At 32.7% G+C, this 16,089-nt stretch carries 11 protein-coding genes; 2 read left to right on the top strand and 9 right to left on the bottom strand.

Annotated elements, in window-relative coordinates:
* Window positions 1-22: 22 nt before the first annotated feature.
* The 5 genes from OIU80_RS07200 to OIU80_RS07180 all read right to left on the bottom strand — a co-directional run bounded on the left by OIU80_RS07200 (window position 23) and on the right by OIU80_RS07180 (window position 7,014).
* Entirely contained in the window at window positions 23-1,483 is a 1,461-nt protein-coding gene (locus OIU80_RS07200; protein ID WP_264286361.1) for an OmpA family protein, read from the bottom strand.
* 112 nt (window positions 1,484-1,595) lie between these two features.
* Window positions 1,596-2,789, bottom strand: a complete 1,194-nt coding sequence (gene kbl, locus OIU80_RS07195; protein ID WP_264286360.1) for a glycine C-acetyltransferase — start codon at window positions 2,787-2,789, stop codon at window positions 1,596-1,598.
* Between the two features lie 72 nt (window positions 2,790-2,861).
* Complete coding sequence (locus tag OIU80_RS07190; protein ID WP_264286359.1) at window positions 2,862-6,020, bottom strand: UvrD-helicase domain-containing protein; 3,159 nt, start codon at window positions 6,018-6,020, stop codon at window positions 2,862-2,864.
* Window positions 6,021-6,103: 83 nt separating this feature from the next.
* Complete coding sequence (locus tag OIU80_RS07185; protein ID WP_264286358.1) at window positions 6,104-6,700, bottom strand: lipoprotein signal peptidase; 597 nt, start codon at window positions 6,698-6,700, stop codon at window positions 6,104-6,106.
* Window positions 6,701-6,789: 89 nt separating this feature from the next.
* Window positions 6,790-7,014 (bottom strand): hypothetical protein, encoded by a 225-nt coding sequence (locus OIU80_RS07180; RefSeq protein ID WP_264286357.1) that lies wholly within the window; start codon window positions 7,012-7,014, stop codon window positions 6,790-6,792.
* Window positions 7,015-7,186: 172 nt separating this feature from the next.
* Here OIU80_RS07180 and OIU80_RS07175 point away from each other — a divergent pair, with 172 nt between their 5' ends.
* A complete protein-coding gene (locus OIU80_RS07175; RefSeq protein ID WP_264286356.1) occupies window positions 7,187-7,546 on the top strand; it encodes a roadblock/LC7 domain-containing protein in 360 nt (119 codons plus the stop codon).
* Window positions 7,547-7,573: 27 nt separating this feature from the next.
* Window positions 7,574-7,954, top strand: a complete 381-nt coding sequence (locus OIU80_RS07170; RefSeq protein WP_129540561.1) for a hypothetical protein — start codon at window positions 7,574-7,576, stop codon at window positions 7,952-7,954.
* Between the two features lie 248 nt (window positions 7,955-8,202).
* On the opposite strand, the gene OIU80_RS07165 is transcribed toward OIU80_RS07170, so the two are convergent.
* The 4 genes from OIU80_RS07165 to OIU80_RS07150 form a co-directional block, all read right to left on the bottom strand.
* Entirely contained in the window at window positions 8,203-8,583 is a 381-nt protein-coding gene (locus OIU80_RS07165; RefSeq protein WP_082001802.1) for a TraR/DksA family transcriptional regulator, read from the bottom strand.
* A gap of 7 nt (window positions 8,584-8,590) precedes the next feature.
* Entirely contained in the window at window positions 8,591-11,992 is a 3,402-nt protein-coding gene (ileS, locus tag OIU80_RS07160; RefSeq protein WP_264286355.1) for an isoleucine--tRNA ligase, read from the bottom strand.
* A 204-nt stretch (window positions 11,993-12,196) separates the two neighbouring features.
* Window positions 12,197-14,116, bottom strand: coding sequence for an Atg14 domain-containing protein (locus OIU80_RS07155; RefSeq protein WP_264286354.1), 1,920 nt, complete (start codon window positions 14,114-14,116; stop codon window positions 12,197-12,199).
* Window positions 14,117-14,164: 48 nt separating this feature from the next.
* Complete coding sequence (locus OIU80_RS07150; RefSeq protein ID WP_264286353.1) at window positions 14,165-16,057, bottom strand: outer membrane protein assembly factor BamB family protein; 1,893 nt, start codon at window positions 16,055-16,057, stop codon at window positions 14,165-14,167.
* Window positions 16,058-16,089: the final 32 nt, after the last annotated feature.

The raw sequence follows: 16,089 nt of genomic DNA, 5'->3' as shown, positions 1-16,089 counted from the left end.
TAAAATTATTTAGAAAAGTAAATTACAATTTACCTTCGTATTTAGAACCTATGTGTTTGATTTCAGTTCTTCTGTTTTCAGCTCTACCTTTAGCAGTTTTGTTACTTGCTACTGGTTGAGATGAACCGAATCCTTTAGCAACTAAGTTTTCTGGATTAACACCTCTTTCGATTAATGCGTTCATTACAGCATTAGCTCTATCTTCAGATAGTTTGTTGTTAATTTTAGCAGAACCTGTACTATCAGTATGTCCTTCTATGCTAAATTTAGCATTTGGATAAGCTTTAAGAATTTCTCTAATAGCATCTAATCTAGCTGGAGTAGCAGCATCACCTTTTTTGAAAGTAGCTTTTCCAGTGTCAAAGAATACCGCTCTAGCTTGAACTTTAAGATCATCTAATACAGCTGTAGTTACTTCTGGACAACCTCTGTTACTAGCTGGACCAGCTACAGTAGGACAATCATCATCTTTGTCAAGAACACCATCTTTATCAGCGTCTGGCCAAGGACATCCACCGTTTTCTTTAGGACCTGCTACAGTAGGACATTTGTCATCTTTATCAGCAATTCCGTCTCCATCAGTATCAGGACAACCTTTTAAAGCAGCTAAACCAAATGTATCTGGACAAGCATCATCTTTATCAGCAACACCATCACCGTCTCTATCTGGACAACCGTTTAAAGCAGCTAAACCAAATTCAGTAGGACAAGCATCACTTGCATCAACGATACCATCACCGTCAGTATCAGGACATCCGTTGAATTGTTTTAAACCAGCAACTTCTGGACAAGCATCATCTTTATCGTAGATACCATCTCCGTCAGTATCTTTACCTCCAAATTTGAAAGTAAGACCAGCTGAATGTTGGAAATGAGATGGAGCATCTGGCGTACCAAATTTATCTTCTCTATCTCCAAAAGATTTTTTGTAAGTAGTAGCTAAAGATAAACCAATTGATTCAGTGAACCAAAAAGTTAAACCTGCACCTGGATTAACAGTACCAAAACTGCTATCTCCGAAGAAAGTATAACCTCCACCAACGCTTAACGAAGGATCGATTACTTTAGAATTGATTAAAGACATGAAGCTATATCTAAGAGTAGCATCAATACCATAATACATTAAATCTCCAGGATTAGAAACTACATAACCACGAGAATCATGACCAGGAGCAGTTGGGTCAAATTTCACGTATTTATCAATTTTATTCACAGAACCTTGTAATCCTACAGAAAAATTACTACCAACGTATCTAGATACACTAATGTAAGATACAGAAGGAAGAACATTCCAGTTGTCTTTTGCTGCGAAAGCCTGAGAAAAGTGTTGATCTGCCCAGTTATGTCCTCCACCAGCACTTGTTTTAGTGTCAACGGCATTAACTCCAAAAGAGATAGCCCATGGATTGTTACTGTCTTGTGCGTGAGAACCTAACCCCATCACCATCATCACAGCAACTAAAAGTTTGTTAAGATGTTTCATACTTAATTTATTTAATTACAATTTAGTTAATTATAGACAAAAGTAATGCGTAAATTTTTAACTACAAAATGAAATGTTAAAAAAAAGCAATAAGAAATGCAAAAAGTGGGAATTATACAACTTTTAACATTTTACCTACCTTAACAAATGCCTCTAAAGCTCTGTCTAGATGCTCCTTTGTATGCGCCGCAGACAATTGTACTCTTATCCTTGCTTTTTCTTTGGGAACTACTGGAAAGAAGAATCCTATTACATAAATACCCTCCTTTAAAAGTTCATTTGCCATATTTTGCGATAATTTCGCATCATATAACATAACAGGAACGATAGCCGAATCTCCATCTATTATATCAAATCCCGCTTTCTTTAAGCCTTCTTTAAAATAATTAGTATTCCACTCTAATCTATCTCTTAATACTGTATCTTTTTCAAGAAGTTCAAATACTTTAATAGAAGCACCTACAATTGCTGGTGCCAATGAATTTGAAAATAAATACGGTCTTGATCTCTGACGCAATAATTCTACAATTTCTTTTTTAGCTGTAGTATATCCTCCCATAGCACCGCCTAAAGCTTTACCAAGAGTTCCTGTAATAATATCAACTCTACCCATCACTCCTTTTGCCTCAAGAGTTCCTTTTCCTGTTGCTCCAATAAATCCAGCTGCATGACATTCATCAACCATAACCATAGCATCATATTTATCTGCCAAGTCACAAATTTTATCCAATGGAGCTACAAGCCCATCCATAGAGAATACTCCATCGGTAACAATTAATTTAAAACGAGCTCCAGCTTCATTAGCTTTTATTAGCTGTTGTTCTAAATCCTCCATATTACTATTCTCATAACGATAACGAGCTGCTTTACACAAGCGAACTCCATCAATAATCGAAGCATGATTTAAACTATCTGAAATAATTGCATCACTCTCCCCTAATAAAGGCTCAAAAACACCTCCATTAGCATCAAAGGCTGCAGCATATAAAATTGTATCTTCTGTTCCATAAAAATCAGCAATCTTTTTCTCTAATGTTTTATGAATATCTTGTGTTCCACATATAAAACGCACGGACGACATTCCAAAACCATGTGTATCCATTGCATCTTTTGCTGCCTGAACAACTTCTGGATGCGAAGACAATCCTAAATAATTATTAGCACAAAAATTCAAAACTTTCTCACCTGTAGAAATTGTTATTTCAGCATCCTGAGCAGAAGTTATTATTCTTTCCGTTTTAAAAATTCCGTTTTCTTCAATAGTTTGCAATTCATTCTGCAAATGCTCTTTAATTTTTCCGTACATTTTTATTTTTTTTTAATATGTTAATTTTTAACAAGTTAGACAAGTTTAATTTTTAACACCTGACTAATTTTTTCACAAATTTACTACATCGATATCGGTTCCTATATACACCAAGGCCTTTTTTAACACTTTAAAGCCCATATTCTCAATAGCAAACTGATATTCTTCTACTTGTTGTTTGTATTTTGGATTACTTAAACCTGTTTTATAATCCAAAAGATAAGCCTCTCTATCAGGTGTAATAACCACTCTATCTGGTTTTAATACTTTTCCTTCTTTTTGAATTATAGTTTCTTCATTTAAAACCCTATTGCCACTTTCAAAACAAACACTGATTTCTGGATGATTTACAATTTCCTGAATCGTCTTTAAAACAATATCTTTTTGATCAAAAGTAATCAAGCCATCCTCTAATGCTTTTACAACTGCCAAATCAATATCTGGTTTATATTTTACAAAAGCCAATATTTCATGAATTACATTACCATAAGATATAGCCTCTTGTTGATGTGTTCCCCACATTAAAGCTTCGCGTTGGGCAATTTTAATACTTTTCGGATTTAAAACCTCAGAAACTAGCGGAATTGTTTTGGTAGACGAAGAATGTTTATCTCCTGAAGACAACTTAGTCGGATTTCCGAACTCGTATTCCAACTTATTTTCATCATAAACTCCTAAATCAATTAAATATTTTATAAAAAAAGAGGCCATATTACCAGGAAAATCACCATCCTTTCTAGGTTTTATTTCTTGAGAAATTACATATAATTGCTCTTCTGCACGAGTCAATGCAACATACAAAACATTTACATTATCAAGTAATTCTTCTTGTTTCTTTAAATTAAAAACAACAGCAGCATCTTCACCAAATCCCGCCACAGCACTACTGTTATCTATTAATACTTTTGGCAATCCAAAATCTTCTTCTTCAGCATTCAACCACAACTTATCTTTTGGTTTCCGACTATAATCTTCTTCTGCAAAAGGCATAATAACAACAGGAAACTCTAATCCTTTCGATTTATGAATAGTCATGATACGAACAGCATTATTCCCTTCTGGAGACGGAATACTGAATTTTTCTGCATTCTTATCCCAATAACTTAAAAAATCTGAAATACCTGCTTGATTCCGAATATCACGCTCCAAAACTATATCAAGAAAATATTGCACATAAGCGTTATTATACTCTGGGCGCACAAATTTTGAGATGATAGTCTCAACAGCTTCATAAAGTGATTTTTTTCGAATGCTTTCAAATGAAAGTAAAACATCAAATTTCTCTAACCATTTTTCAAAAGCAATTTCATTTCTTTCTGCCATTCCTTCGGCTATAAAATCATGGATTGGCATTTTAACATCTGTATTCTTAGCCAAAAAGTGCAAAAAATTAGCTTTTGCTTCTAAATCAGCATTATTATTCAAATATTTTAATAAATGAACAATCAATCGAACTTCTGTTGCATTCTGAATCATCAATGTCTCCGAAGACAATAACGGAATATTCTGCTCTGTTAAATAATTTGCAACAGCGATACCCTGACTCCTTTTGCGAGTCAGAACAACAATGTCTTTATACTCAAATCCCTCACGTAATACCTTTTGGATTGTATTTAAAGTCGCCAATACATACAGATCTGTTTTCTCCAGTACTGTATCATCCTCGATCTGATCACTTTTATCTACTACTGGAAGAAATGAAATATTTACATAACCACCTTTCTTGTCATTAGTTTTTTGATAACTATGATTTTCATACAAATCTTTATAATCAACATTTTCAAATTCTGAAGAAATTAATTTAAAAAAGCCATTATTAAATTCAATAACCTCACTATAACTACGGTAATTAGTATCTAAATGTGTTATTGTTTTATCTGGATTATTAAACGGATTTAAATCTTTACTTAACTCAATAAACTGCTCCGCTTTTCCTCCTCTCCAACGATAGATTGATTGTTTTGGATCTCCAACAATCATCAGAGTACCCTTAACCCCAAAATCATCTTGACCAGAAAGCGCATTGTCTATTAGCGGAATCAAATTCTGCCATTGCATTTCGGAAGTATCCTGAAACTCATCAATAAAAAAATGACGGTATTTTTCTCCCAAACGCTCATAAATAAAAGGCGCTGGTTGATTCTGGATTTCGCGATGAATAATTGCGTTAAACTCAGAAATAGACAAAACATTTTGCTCTTTTTGAATCTTCTCTAGCTCGTTACTCACCGTATTCAACAACGAGAGTGGTGTGATATTTTTAAGAAATGCTTTATAAAAATCTCGTTTCTCAAAATTCTTGTAAACCTTATCCAGAATCTGAAGTAATTCAGGAATGATATTCTCTATTAAAGCTCTGTCTTTGGCCGTTTTATTTATCGCAATATCATCAAACTCATGAAATGTTTTATTCTTGGGGTTAAATTTCCCATCTCTAATACTTTCTAGATGATTTGGAAATGTTCCTCTTGAAAAAGATTTTAAATCAATTCCATTTTTCTCAATTAACGAAAGTGCATTTGTGGCAAAAGCAGCATTCTCTTCTTCCAGATCCTTACACAAAACCGTCAGTTTCTTTTTTATTTCAACAAACTCTCCAATTGATTTATCATGAAAATGCGTAATCTCATTTCGATTATTCTCATTTAAGATCAACCTTCCAGTTTCTAGAATTTCACGAGAAACATCCCAACTTTTATCATCGTCGGTTTTTTCCATCGTAAAATCAATCAACAACTTGGTTAACGTTTCATCTTGACCTGCTTGAGCAATAATAGCATCAACTGCCTCTATAAGTAAATTTTCGGTATCCAGAGTTACCTCAAAAGTCATTGGCAAGTTTAAATCATGTGCAAAAGCACGAATAACTTTATGTGTAAATTTATCGATTGTAGAAATATCAAAAGCCGCATAATTATGGATAATATGCTTGATGATATTCTGTGATTTAGTTTTTAATTCAATAATCGAAAGCCCCGTTTCTCGAGCTAAGTCCTGCATCAAATCAATCGCTTTTGCAGATGGCTCTTCTTTCGCAAATTCCGACAAACTACCCACAATACGGCTTTTCATTTCATGCACCGCCTTATTGGTAAATGTGATCGCTAGAATATTACGATATGCATCATTTTTGGGAGCTGAAAGAATAATTTTAAGATATTCCTTAACTAAAGTATATGTTTTTCCAGAACCCGCAGATGCGTCATATATAGAAAAGGAGGGTCTTTGCATTTTTTAGTTCTTTTATACTGTAAAAGTAAAACATCCCGAGAATTATCGGTCGTGAAAAACTAAAATTCTATGAAGTAAAATTGTTAGTGCTTGTTAAATGCTTTTTTATTGAAAACAATTAAGATACCAACTCCTGTAGAAATTGCCATATCGGCAAAATTAAAGATTGCATTAAAAAATTTAAATGATTCTCCGCCCCATATTGGCAACCAAGTTGGTAAATTTCCTTCCCAAATAGGAAAATACAACATATCAACCACTTTACCATGAAACAATGTCCCGTAATGTTCCGGAGCAAACAATGTAGCTAGGTTATTATAACTATCATCGAAAATTACTCCATAAAAAACTGAGTCTATGATATTCCCTGCTGCTCCAGCCATAATTAAAGAAATAGCAACTATTAAATACGTCGAACTTTGTTTTTTTATAGAATCATATAACCAGTATGCAATACCAAAAACAGCAAAAATCCTAAACACTGTCAAAATCAATTTCCCGTATTCCCCAGGTATTTTTGTTCCCCAAGCCATTCCTTCATTTTCAATAAAAAGAATCTTAAACCATTTAAAAACTTCTACTTCTTCACTTAAAACAAAGTTTGTTTTAATGTAAATTTTAGAAACCTGATCAATAAGTAAAATAATGAAAATAAGTAAATACGCTTTTCGTAGTGACATTTTATAATTTTTTATTGGCGCAAAAGTAACAATTAAATCAAAAAAAACGCTCCCAAGGGAGCGTTAATTATTTCGTAACAAAATGTTCTTTATTTCCCTCCATTATATCTAACTGGTTTTGACCCTTCATAAAAAAAGCTAGAGATTGAATCAAACAATCCTTTCGTTTCCTTTTTACCTTCTCCGGATTTAATACTATTGCTCTGTGTACTTTTTGCACGAGCAACATTTAGCTTAATCCTTATCTTTTCAAAATCCTTCATTCTATTATCAACATCGGACTTCACATCTCTAAATTTCAACACTTTAGCCATAACGTTTTATATTAAATTAAAAATTACTTGATTTTCATATTTACTTACAATAATACGCAAAAGTTTTTTATTTGTTAAATAAATTAACGAGATAATACATGAAAAAGTTATATATTTTTAATTAAATTAGCTTAATCAATTATTTTTTAACAACTTCCCAAAACCCCACACAATGAATGAAATCACAATTATCCTAAATGAGTTTTTAATTCAGACGAAATCATCATCAGCCCTAATATCGGGTGCAAAAGGAAAATTAATAACCTCCCTACACTTAGATTATAGCGATAGTGTTGCTGCAATGAGCGATGCTATCTTATCTATGAGCGACAAATTCCTAACCGACTTAGCGAAAGGTTCTTTAAAACAATTATACCTTAAAACTACCGATGGCGGTGTTGCAGTAATGAACAAAATAAACAATTCTCACAGTGTTATTGTTTTCTCTAGTGACGGAAGCAACCTCGGATTGTTTTTACGAAATATTGATGAATTATCTACTAAACTTAGCGGCATCAGCCTTTTAAAATAATTAATAACCAATAAACCCCCGAAAATTATGAGTAATGACTTCTTAAATGTGTTTTTAAATGAAATGAAAACCAACGTAAATGGCTTTATAGCTGTAGCTGTAACCGAAATTGAATCAGGATTAAGCTTTGGAAACTTAACAATAGACCCAGGCTTTGACCCTGAACTGGCAGCTGCTTATAATCTCGAAGTTGTAAAAGCAAAATTGAGTGCCGTAAAAGCTTTAAATCTAAACCAGGACATCGAAGATATTTTGATTACACTTTCTAATCAAATTCACATTATCGATATTTCTCCAAACAAAAAATTCATGATCTACCTTGCTGCAGATTCAACCAAAGCAAATTTAGGAATGACAAGAGCTGTTTTAAGAAAACACAAATTAGAGCTAGAGAAAAACTTAGCTTAGTTTATCTTATTATTTTAATTAGAACTATCAATAATCAGGGTAGTTCTAATTAAAAAATACATCTTATATTTCAAATCAACTTACTTCTTTCTTCTTCTCACAAAAAAATAAGGACTCAATTTAGACTTAACTTTTGTAATTAGAATTAAATTCTTTCAAAAGATTCACTACAAGCCTAAACACCTATCCACAAACATTAAACAAAAAAAACGCCCCTTAATTAGGAGCGTTTTAATTATATTTAAAAATTATCGTTGCAAATTTTTAGCTTCAATACTCATTGTAGCATGAGGTACAATTTTTAATCTTTCTTTCCCGATTAATTTCCCTGTTACTTTGCACACACCGTATGTTTTATTTTCTACACGGAATAGCGCATTCTTTAAATCTCGAATAAATTTTTCTTGTCTGATAGCTAACTGTGAGTTTGCTTCTTTGGACATCGTTTCGCTTCCTTCTTCAAACGCTTTAAATGTTGGCGATGTATCATCTGTACCATTATTTAAATCATTCATGTAAGCACTTTTAATCAAGTCTAAATCAGCTTGCGCTTTTTGTATTTTACCCAAAATGATCTCTTTGAATTCCGCTAGATCAGCGTCAGAGTATCTTGTAATTTCATCTACCATCTTATATTTATTTTGAAATTAATATCATTGTTTTTATATCATCAAACTCAATTTCTATGCCGCTTTCTAATTCGTCTAAGAAAACCAAGCTATCTGTTAATGTCTCAGACTTAATATAGTCTTCGTTTATAAGAATAGCATTTTCTAATATACCATTTCTTTTTATTTGTACCTTTATTTTGTCTGTTACTTCGAATCCAGAATCTTTACGGATATTTTGAATTCTATTTACCAATTCCCTTGCGATACCCTCATTTTTCAATTCTTCCGTGATTGTAATATCAAGCGCAACTGTTATTCCGTTTGAATTTGCAACCAACCAACCTTCGATATCTTGTGACGTTATTTCGACATCTTCTAATGATAAAGTTACACTATTTCCTGCAATAACAATATCTAATGAACCTTCCTTGTCTAACTGACTGATTTGTTGCGCAGTAAAAGACTGTATCTCTTTGGAAATCAACCCCATATCCTTTCCGAATCGTGGTCCTAACGCCTTAAAATTAGGCTTGATTTGCTTTACTAAAATCCCCGAAGCATCATCCAAAAGAACGATTTCTTTCACATTAACCTCTGCTTTTACCAGCTCTGAAACTGCCTCAATTTCACTACGTTGATTATCATCAAGTACCGGTATCATTACCTTTTGCAATGGTTGACGTACCTTAATCATCTCTTTCTTACGAAGTGACAAAACCAGTGATGAGATAGTTTGTGCTTTCTGCATTTTACTCTCTAACGTTTTATTAACAAAGTTTTCAACGTATTTTGGAAACTCTGCCAAATGTACACTGTCGTAATTTTCTGACTGCGTTGAAGTTGTTAAATCTCTGTAAAGCTTATCCATAAAGAATGGAGCAATCGGAGCACTTAGTTTACTTATTGTTAACAAACACGTATAAAGTGTCTGATATGCCGCTATTTTATCCTGTGCGTACTCTCCTTTCCAAAAACGACGACGACACAAACGAACGTACCAATTGCTTAAATTCTCTTGTACAAAGTCTGAAATTGCACGAGCAGCTCTTGTTGGTTCATAATCAGCATAAAAACCATCAACCTCTTTGATAAGCGTATTTAACTCAGAAATAATCCATTGATCAATTTCTGGTCTTTCGTTTAACGGAATTTCTGCTTCAGCATATTTAAATCCATCGATGTTTGCATACAATGAAAAGAATGAATAGGTATTGTATAATGTTCCAAAGAACTTACGACGAACCTCAGCAATTCCTTCTATATCAAATTTCAAATTATCCCAAGGATTTGCATTCGAAATCATATACCAACGCGTTGCATCTGGACCAAACTCTTCTAATGTTTTAAATGGATCTGTTGCATTACCCAAACGTTTAGACATTTTTTGTCCATTTTTATCCAAAACCAATCCGTTTGAAACAACATTTTTATAGGCTACTTTATCAAAAACCAATGTTCCGATTGCATGTAGTGTATAAAACCATCCACGTGTTTGATCTACTCCTTCGGCAATAAAATCGGCTGGAAAATCTTTATTCCCATCTATTTTATCTTTATTTTCGAAAGGATAATGCCATTGCGCATAAGGCATCGCTCCAGAATCAAACCAAACATCAATTAAATCAGCTTCACGCTCCATTGGCTTTCCAGATGGAGAAACCAAAGTGATTTTATCTACTATGTTTTTATGTAAATCGATTAAATCGTAATTGCTTTCGCTCATATTGCCGATTTCAAAACCTTTAAATGGGTTTTCTTTTTGAAAACCAGCAGCTATAGATTTTTCGATTTCATTGTATAATTCTTCTACCGAGCCAATAAGAACTTCTTCTTGTTTATCTTCTGTTCTCCATATTGGCAATGGTATTCCCCAATAACGAGAACGTGATAAATTCCAATCATTGGCATTTTTTAACCAATTCCCAAAACGACCTTCTCCTGTTGCTTTTGGCTTCCAGTTGATTGTTTCGTTAAGGTCAAACATTTTATCTCTAACATCGGTGATTTTTATAAACCATGAATCAAGAGGATAGTACAATAGAGGCTCATCTGTTCTCCAGCTATGTGGATAACTGTGAACGTATTTCTCAACCTTAAATGCTTTATTTTCTTCTTTAAGACGAATAGCTATTTCAACATCTACAGAACGTTCTGGTGCTGTACCTTCGTCATAATATTCATTTTTTACATATTTACCAGCATATTCACCCACATGTGAAGTAAATTTCCCTTGTAAATCTACTAAAGGAACTGGATTTCCATTTTCGTCCAACACTAACATTGGCGGCACTTCTGGCTTAGCTTCTTTCGCTACTTTAGCATCATCTGCTCCAAATGTAGGTGCAGTATGCACAATTCCTGTTCCGTCCTCTGTAGTTACAAAATCTCCTGAGATTACTCTAAAAGCATTCTCTGGGTTTTGGTATGGTAAAACAAAAGGCAACAATTGTTCGTAACGAATACCTACTAAATCTAAACCTTTTGATTCGGTTAAGATTTGATATGGAATCTTTTTATCTCCTTGCTTAAAATTTTCAAAATCGGCAACTTCATTACTTTCAAAAAATCCTTTACTGAATTGTTTTCCAACTAAATTCTTAGCTAATATTACATTGATAGGTTCAAATGTATATTGATTGAAAGTTTTAACTAAAACATAATCGATTTTTGGACCAACGGTTAATGCAGTATTACTTGGTAATGTCCAAGGAGTTGTCGTCCAAGCCAAAATATGAATGTCTCCAAATCCTTGAAGAAAACTTGGCAATGTTTCATTAGTTGCTTTAAACTGAGCTACAACAGTTGTATCAGTAACATCTCTATAGCTTCCTGGCTGGTTTACTTCATGCGAAGATAATCCTGTTCCTGCTTTTGGAGAATATGGCTGTATTGTATATCCTTTGTACATCAAACCTTTATCATAGATTTGTTTTAAAAGCCACCAAACTGACTCCATGTACTTTGGCTTATAAGTTACATATGGATCTTCCATATCTACCCAATATCCCATTTTTTCGGTCAAATCATTCCATACGTCAGTATAACGCATCACGGTTTTTTTACACGCTTCGTTATATTCTTCGATAGAAATTGTTTTACCAATATCTTCTTTTGTAATTCCTAGTTCTTTTTCGGTACCTAATTCTACAGGTAATCCGTGTGTATCCCAACCCGCTTTTCTTTTTACCTGAAAACCTTTTTGAGTTTTATATCTGCAAAAAATATCTTTAATAGCACGTGCCATTACGTGGTGAATTCCTGGCAACCCGTTTGCTGAAGGCGGACCCTCAAAAAACACGTAAGGTTCAGCACCTTCGCGAGTAGTTACGCTCTTTTCAAATATATTTTCTTTCTTCCAAAAATCAAGTACTTCTGACGCTACTGTTGGCAAGTCAAGTCCTTTGTATTCAGTAAATTTTGTGCTCATTTTATTCTTTTCTTAAACGAGGTGCGAAAGTAAGGAATTTTGAATTATTGTCCATCACTTTATTCAAATTTCACAAACATTTGTTGAGATAATGGATACAAAAACAAAAGAATTGATTAGTTTCTGGTATTAATCTCAAAATTTTGAGTCAATAATCCCGAAAACCAATCAATTCTAGTTCTTTTTCTGTACAATAATTGAAGTCTATTTAAATCCTCCGAAATAAACTTCTTTCATGAAAATTCTATTTCCAAAAACCGGATTTATTTCTACTTTTTCGCGAACTTCCTGATAAAGGGTTTCTCCATTAAAATCTTCGATTTCATAGTTAATCTTATAAGGGATTTTTCCTGAATTCAATGCTGCTACTGGACGATAATCACCATAAAGTCTTCTTTCAAAAAAGCTTTTATTCCCGTTATCAAATTCTGTTTTTTCTGTTGAAACTATATTAAAGTTCTCTTTGTCAATAAAAACATGATAATCTGTTTTAGGAATTGTTCTGTTTCCTGTACTTAATGTTTTTTCGAAATAATTCAAATGATAACACAATCTTCCTTCGTACATTTCATCTTGTAAAACTTCAAAATTATTCCATAAATCAAGCCTTAAATCTGTTAGGAAATTGATCAAATCAACATTCTTAGCCAAATTACTATAATCGTAAGTTGATAATTTTGCCCATTTTGCATTGACACCTCTTTCACGATCATCATGACTCCATGCTTCGGCTCCATTCACAATTTCATAATAGGTTTCAGGCATTTTTTTCTTCAGAAGATAATTTGACGTCGTTGCCCATTTTTCTTCTGTTTGAGGTATATTATTTCCTTCTATAGAAAGTTTAGAAAAGAAATGTGCTTTCTCTATTTTTTTCAAAGCCTGACTTCCTCCTAAATTATCCACAACTTTGGCCAATAAATTAGCGTTTAACTGATACGGTATAGAATCAAGCAAATTAAATCTTTGCATTTTAGCTTTTTCTAAATATGTTTCGCGGTTCAATTTTTCGATTTCCCATGCCGCGTCTTGTTGCTCTATTTTTTCAAAAAATGCTAATCTTTTCTCTTCTTTTTCTTCGGCAATTTTAAGGCCTAATTTTTTAAGATCTGCAAAACGAGTCGTGTGACTTCTTATTTTTTTATCAGCAAAATAGGCATTATTTACGCTTTTAACGATCGAAGCTCCTCTTGAATCCTGCTTGTCATTCTCAATAAGTAAATTAGCATACATTAAAGTTTTTTCTTTATTTTCAAGTAAAAAATAAGTTTCAGCTAAATTGTTTGTTACAATAAATCGTATGTTTTCATTAGCGGGTGAAGGCGGGTATTTAACCAATAAACTTTCAAGATATTGCAAATGTGGCGTTAGTAATTTCTCATCTAAACCTTTTTCCAGTGTTACTTTTGCCATTTGAGCTGTAATTTCGTTCTCAAATGCCAGTATCTGATTGTATTCAGAATGTCCTTTAGAAGTTACAAATTCAAACTTTATTTTATCCTCGCCTGTTTTGTACCTTAATTTGTAATTAAGATATCTTTGTATGCTTTCAACAGAACTGTAAATCACTCTGTCTAATCCTAATTCTGCAACAGTAAAATTCCCGTCTTTCTCTGCTTCTTCTATTTTTTTGTTATTTATTTCTATAGCAGCTCGCAAATTGTCTTTTTTAGACCCAAATGCAAGTAAATACGATTCTACAGTATTAAAATCTTGGGTTAATAGAAGTTTATCAGCACATTTCGCTTCCATTTTTATCTTTACACTATAATTAGAAAAAGCCTGAAACATCCAGCCATTCTTCTCTTTATCAAATGTACTGTCGATTTTTGTTGCTTTATATTGTGGCAGTTCAACAGTTAAATAAATTTTCAGTTTTCCGTTTGCAGGATCTTTTATAAACCCTTCTATATTAAAGTAATGTTTCTTCAATATAGGTTCTTCTTGTATTAACTGTTTATCCATTTGATAAAAAGTAGTTTGCGTTAACGCATTATCAAGAACAGGAAATTCTGAATATTTAATTACAGGTATGTAAAATTTCTTTTTTTTTGAACTTATTTTTTCTTGTGCCTGAATTGAACCAATTACAAGCAAAGCAACTAAGAGTAATATTTTTTTCATAGGCAAAAAAAAAGCCATCAGAAGTAAATCCTGATGGCTTTAAGGTTTTTATTTCTTATTAAAAATTTGAATAGATTTATCAGACACATAAAAAATGTTTTGTGTCGCAGGATCTACTTCATAAACCGGTTTTGTGTTATTGAAAATAATTTTATCAACTTCTACCCCATTTACTTTACTAACTTTTACTAAAACTTTTTCTCCATTATCTGCTTTTGCAAAAATATAAGAAAAATCTTTATTTTGTTTCATTGCATTAAAACGAGAATTAAATTTAGCCGCTACAATACCTAGAGCCGCTGAAGCCCCTGCCATATTCTTAGCCTGATTCATTTTTGATTTATCTTCTTCTTTAATAACAGTAGATCTCATATTCCCGCTAGAATCACGATAAGTCATTGTTAACTCAGAAGCTTGTATAGCACTTACTGCTGAACCAACTGATAAACCAATACTTCCCGCAATTGCAGCACTTTTAAGTAAACGTCTTGTTCCTTCACCAGGCTGTGTATAAGTAAGGTGGTATTTTATAGTTCCATCCATATTAACTCCCATTACCTCAACTGGTCCTGAAAGCACTACACCCCAAGGGAATAATTCGATACTGTTTAATTCTTTTTCTTTTTTGATGTTTACTTTAGCAAAAGGCTCTGGTTTATCCTTAATACTTGGATCAAATTTGTATAACTTTTCGTCATTATATACTAAGTACGAATTTGTAGCTTCGTCATAAGTTGGTAAAACCGGACGATTTTTATCAAAACCGATATTACGTTTCCAAAGTTTAACTCCGGTTTTATAATCAACCATGTTTCCGTAAGTTCCTGTAAGGTACATTACTTTTTCACCTACTTTTCCTAAATAATAAATTGGATCTTCTTTGTCGTCTGAAATTTCAATGAATTTTTTCCAAAGTTTTTCTCCGTCTTTGTTAATCAACATCATTTCATTCTCTGCAACATATAAGAAATCCTCATCGATAGGAATTACTCTTTTCAAACCATCTCCACGAGCGTCTTTTTTCCAAACTTTTTCTCCTGTCTTTAGGTCAAAAAAGTTAAACCCACTATAATGAGCAATTAATAATTTTGTACCCCAATCTTCTAAATAAACAACACGTTTTGTTTTAATAGATTCTTTCCAGATGCTTTTTCCATTTTCTGTATTCAAAACATTTAAATATTCTTTGGCTGCAAACAAACCTTTACTGTTTACTACTACAATATTTTTATCATTTTGAGTCAAAAAGAATCTTGAATAATCCTCTTCGGCTTTCCAGTTTAATTTTCCTGAATTTCTGTCAAATGAATACAATTTCCCGTACAATAAATAATAAATTACTGATCCATGTACTGTAGCTTTATTGGTATTTGCAGACTCTTTTAATGAGAAACTAAATAATGATTTTGCTTTATCTACAGTAGTATTCCATTTTAACTCTCCCGTTTTCATATCCAATAAAGCAATTGCCATATCTCCGTCTTTTTTCAAAGTAAGCAAATACTCATCTGTTTCAGGAATAAAATCTGATTGCATTACCCAAAAAGATTCTTTTGAAGAATTATAAACCACTTTACCACTATCTGTATTAATAATAATATATTTACTATTGATATAAGCTTCTACATAAGGGCTTCCAGCAACACTTGATAAGTCGCTTTTTTCTTTAAAAAGTTTTCCAAAATCAGGATCAGCCAGGATATCACCCGCTGAAGTTGATCCAAAATCATCTTTGGTCAACGTCCAAACGATTTGTTTAGTTTCCGGGTCCAAACCTTTTACAGTTCCACCTTCTTTAAAAACTACAATTCCTGTAATTTCATTCTGTACCATATCCTGTACAGTGTTTTCTGTTTTGATTATTTCGTCATATTTCCTTTGGGAAAAAGCCGAAATACTCACTAATAAAAGTAGAATAATCGAAAAAGTAATTTTCTTCATGTTTGGTTTTTTAAAATTTTATAGTTAAGAAT

Source organism: Flavobacterium frigoritolerans, from assembly GCF_025847275.1.
GTDB classification, from domain to species: Bacteria; Bacteroidota; Bacteroidia; order Flavobacteriales; family Flavobacteriaceae; genus Flavobacterium; species Flavobacterium frigoritolerans.
This window is presented reverse-complemented; position numbering and strand designations above follow the sequence as displayed.